Genomic DNA, 3,800 nt, shown 5'->3' with positions numbered 1-3,800 from the left:
CCTGGAACCGCTGCTGCGCCAGATCGCCGACGAAATCTTCCCCATGCTCACCGACAAGCTCGCCTTTATGGACGCGCTGATACGGGAGCACGCCCCGGGGGATGGGCAACCGGTATCGGCCAAGCCCCACCAGCGTTATGTGGGCGTGGTGGAAACCGCTTTTCGTGGCGTACCGGTGCAGGCCGGCGTTCAACCCTACCTGCTCTATGTGCTACGCAAGGCCGATGCCCTGCTGGCCGAGGGCTCGCCCCATGACCAGGCCCGTGTCCGCGAAGCGCTTGCTGAACGGGGCCTGGCAGCAGCCCTGCCCGGCGAACGCGGCTACACCGTGGACCGCCGCGACCATATCGAAGTGTGGGAGCGTACCTAGGGAACCTCTGGACGCCATGCTCTCTGCGCAAAATGCATTGCCTGATTATTGCCTGAACGAGACACCGCAATAACGACCGCCACTCAGGTTAAGGGGGGTTTTACGTCAGGCATCCGGCGTCGAGCGTTTGGCAACGTGTCGGGTATTTGCGGTGAACCGGAAGAAAGCCGGTCTGCTTTGTGCCAAGCTGCAGGTCGAGCCAGCGGTGACGGAGAGCCCCATGAAGAAACTGAAAAACGAAAAAGAACTGGTCAAGAAAGCCATACAGATGGGCGTCGCCTACGCGGAAAAGCGCGGCGTGGTGGAATTTGAAGCGACGGACTCAGCCGCTGAAAAAACTCTCTATATTTATCGCTTGCTGGTGCATGACAAGGTTATCCAGCCGCTGCCGGAAGACCAGGTATCGCAGCCGGCCATTCAGCACAAGCTGGCAATCTGGGCATCCAAGCAAAAGTAATTGAACGATAAAACCGTGCTAGGGCTTCCGGGCTTTACGCGCGGAGAGCGCGGCATCCAGCAAAATAATGCCGAGCAGGGCGGCGGCCGATAACGGGAAGGCCAGGGCCACCAACAGCATAATCAGGCCGACCGCGCGGGCGGGTGATATCACCGGCGATGGTGGTGGCGGACACCGTCCAGACTCCGCCATCCTCCTGGGGGAAATGCACCCGGAAGGTGTCGAAACCGTGGCCTTTTGCCTGCTCCACCAGATCATCCAGATCCATTTTCTGATCCACCGCGCCAGACTCGGGCATGGGGGTTTGTTCCACCGCCCAGGGCACACGATGCAGCCCCTGTTCGTTCATGGCCGCATGATTCTGCGCTGGTTGTGCGGCGGTCGGTGATTCGGCCTGAACAAAGCCGGTGCCGGGGAGCGAACCCCACGGCTGTACAATCTTGCCGCCCCAGATGTTGGTCCAGGCCAACCCGGAAATCAGAAAGAACAGCAGCGGCACCGCGATCAGCCAACCCAGGCTCAGGTGCCAGCGACGCCAACCCGCACGTTGGGTTAGCGCACGGTCAGGCAGCAGTGAGCGCAGGCCGTCCTTCGGCCAGGCCAGGTACAGGCCGGTAACGATCATCAACACGGCAAGCCCCGCCGCGATCTCAATCAAGGCATCGCCCAGCGCGCCCATGAACAGGGAGCCGTGGAAATCCTTGATGCGCGCATAGACGCTGTTGGCCGGGTCCTGGTCACCCAATATCGCGCCGCTGTAGGGGTTCAGATACACCAGCGTCGAAGGAGCGTGGTGGCCACCATGGCCCCCGTGGGAATGGGGCTGCAGGGAAAATCGCGCGGATTGATCCCCGTCCTGGGGCGGCAGGTACAGTTTTATTGCCGAGTGGGGGTATTGCTGCTCGACCGTTTCTTGCAAGGCCGAAGCCGGGACCGGCTGATTGCCGGCTTCCACGGTCAGCAGCGACTGATTCAGGGCGCTGTCCAGCGGCTTGCTCAGCAGCATCAACAAACCACTGAATGCCAGCAGAAACAGAAAGGGGATCACCACCACGCCAGCATAAAAGTGCCAGCGCCATACTGCCTGATAGTAACGATTATCCGTCACGGTTTTCTCTCGCCCCTGGCCCATGCGGTGATTCCCTGACACATTTAGAAGTCGAAGCGCACGCCGGCATAAACAGAGCGCGGTTCGCCTGCCTGAATGCCGACCGGATTGATGGTCTCGTCGTTACTAACGCTCACATTGGTCACATAGACTTCGTCGGTAAGGTTGCGGCCTTCCAGATAGACTTCCCAGCTATCGCGGGTAACCCCGGTGCGCAAACCGACCAACTCATAACCGTCCACATCCTTGTTATTGGCAAAGTCCCCATAACGGTCATCAACGATATCGAAGGTGGGGCCAGCAAAGAAACCGTTGCCGTGGCGGTACATCACTTCGCCTTTGATGAAGAAGTTCGGCGCGACGGGCAGCTGGTTATCGCCATACACCGGGTCGTTATCGAAGGTAAAGTCGTTGTAGGTCATGCTCAGCAACGGTTCGATGCGATGCTCGCTATCGCCCAGGGCAAAGCTGGCGCCGACCAGCGCTTCCACGCCGGCGTGAATGGTATCTTCCACGTTAAGGTCCAGGCTGGTGCCTGGCGCCGCAGGGTCGTCCATGGACAGAATCTCATCCTCAATCTGGGCGTAGTAAACTGACACTTCCCAGTGCCATTCGTTGGATTGCCCCAAAGGGGCCGCGCCACGGGTACCGATTTCCCCAACCACGCCCTGCATGGCATCCAGGGTTTCCTCGCTGGCATCAGCGTCGTCTTCCAGTTCGTATAAAGTCGGCGCTTCATAAAGCTTGCTGACATTGGCAAACAACTCACTGCGGTCCGCAACCTGATAAATCACCCCCAGGCGCGGGTTGATGGATTCATAGTCATCTTTCGGGTTACGTTCCGCACCGGACGATACCGTCACATTATCCACTTCGCGGGTACCAGTAACCGCCTGAGCTCCGTAAACCAGCGTCCAGCGATCGGCAAAATGCCAGCGATCCATGGCGAACACTTCCAGGTTATCGGCCTTGTTATCCACCTTGGTGGAAAGCGCCCCACGGATGCCACCGCTGTGCTGATAATTGCCACCCTTTACCCAGGTTTGTCCGTAATTCAGCCCCAGCAACAGGTCATGGTTACCCAGCTGTTTGTCATAACGCACGGTGGTGCCGAAGGTGGTCTGATCGGTATCGATCAACAGGCTGAAGAAGGGGTTCTGGACAATGGGGTGGTAGAGCGACTGGTCCTCAAAGGAAAAGCCCACCACCAGGCGGCTGGTATCACTCAGGGCCCACTCGGTGCGGTTGGCCGCGCGCCATTTCTCCACGTTATAGAGGAAGTTGCCCGTCACGTTATCCGGGTTGGCCTGATAGGGGTCATCATCGAACTGGTCCTGCCTGAGCGCGCCGGCCAATTCCTGATCATTGTCCACGTAGGTGAAATAGAAGCGATTTTTCACCGTGTCACTGATCTGCCAGCCCGTATTGGCATAAACGCCGCCACGCTGTTGCTCCTGATGACCGCAGAAACCGTCGTAGCTGCGTTGCTCAACGGTGACCAGGCCATCAAAGTCGCCGGCCACCACCCCGCCGGTGACGCTGTTCTGCACGGTGCCATGGCTGCCGGCACTCAGGTAAGCCTGATTGTTGGTGGTGCGCGCCGTGGGGCTGATGAAATTAATCGCCCCGCCCAGGGTGCTGGCCCCGTAGGTCATGGCATTGGCACCCCGGGCGATGACCGCGTAACGCGACGCCAGCGGGTCAATAAAACTGTTGTGGTTGTTGCCATCGGCGGCCGTCACCGGCAGCCCGTCGATCATCAACTTGATGCCGTTGCCATCGTAGGCCACCGCATCCAGGTTGGAACCCCGGCTGGAAAGAAAGGTGCCATCGCCGGTGGAGCCCGTGGCCGTCCACATGCCCGG

General features: G+C 59.4%; 3 protein-coding genes and 1 pseudogene. 2 read left to right on the top strand and 2 right to left on the bottom strand.

The genetic code is table 11. The features are described 5' to 3' along the window. Positions 1–370, top strand: a pseudogene (locus A3754_RS27795) (glutathione S-transferase); the annotation flags it as partial. Positions 371–590: 220 nt separating this feature from the next. After that, complete coding sequence (locus A3754_RS16335) at positions 591–827, top strand: DUF5062 family protein (protein ID WP_063520554.1); 237 nt, start codon at positions 591–593, stop codon at positions 825–827. A 34-nt stretch (positions 828–861) separates the two neighbouring features. Here A3754_RS16335 and A3754_RS16330 read toward each other — a convergent pair whose 3' ends face one another. Further along, positions 862–1,959, bottom strand: a complete 1,098-nt coding sequence (locus A3754_RS16330; RefSeq protein ID WP_063520553.1) for a PepSY domain-containing protein — start codon at positions 1,957–1,959, stop codon at positions 862–864. A 20-nt stretch (positions 1,960–1,979) separates the two neighbouring features. Further along, positions 1,980–3,800, bottom strand: a 1,821-nt coding sequence (locus A3754_RS16325; RefSeq protein ID WP_063520552.1) for a TonB-dependent receptor domain-containing protein, incomplete at its 5' end; no start/stop codon positions are given.

Source organism: Alcanivorax sp. HI0083, assembly GCF_001635175.1.
Note: the sequence above shows the minus strand (reverse complement) of the source record. Positions and strands in the feature narration are given on the sequence as shown.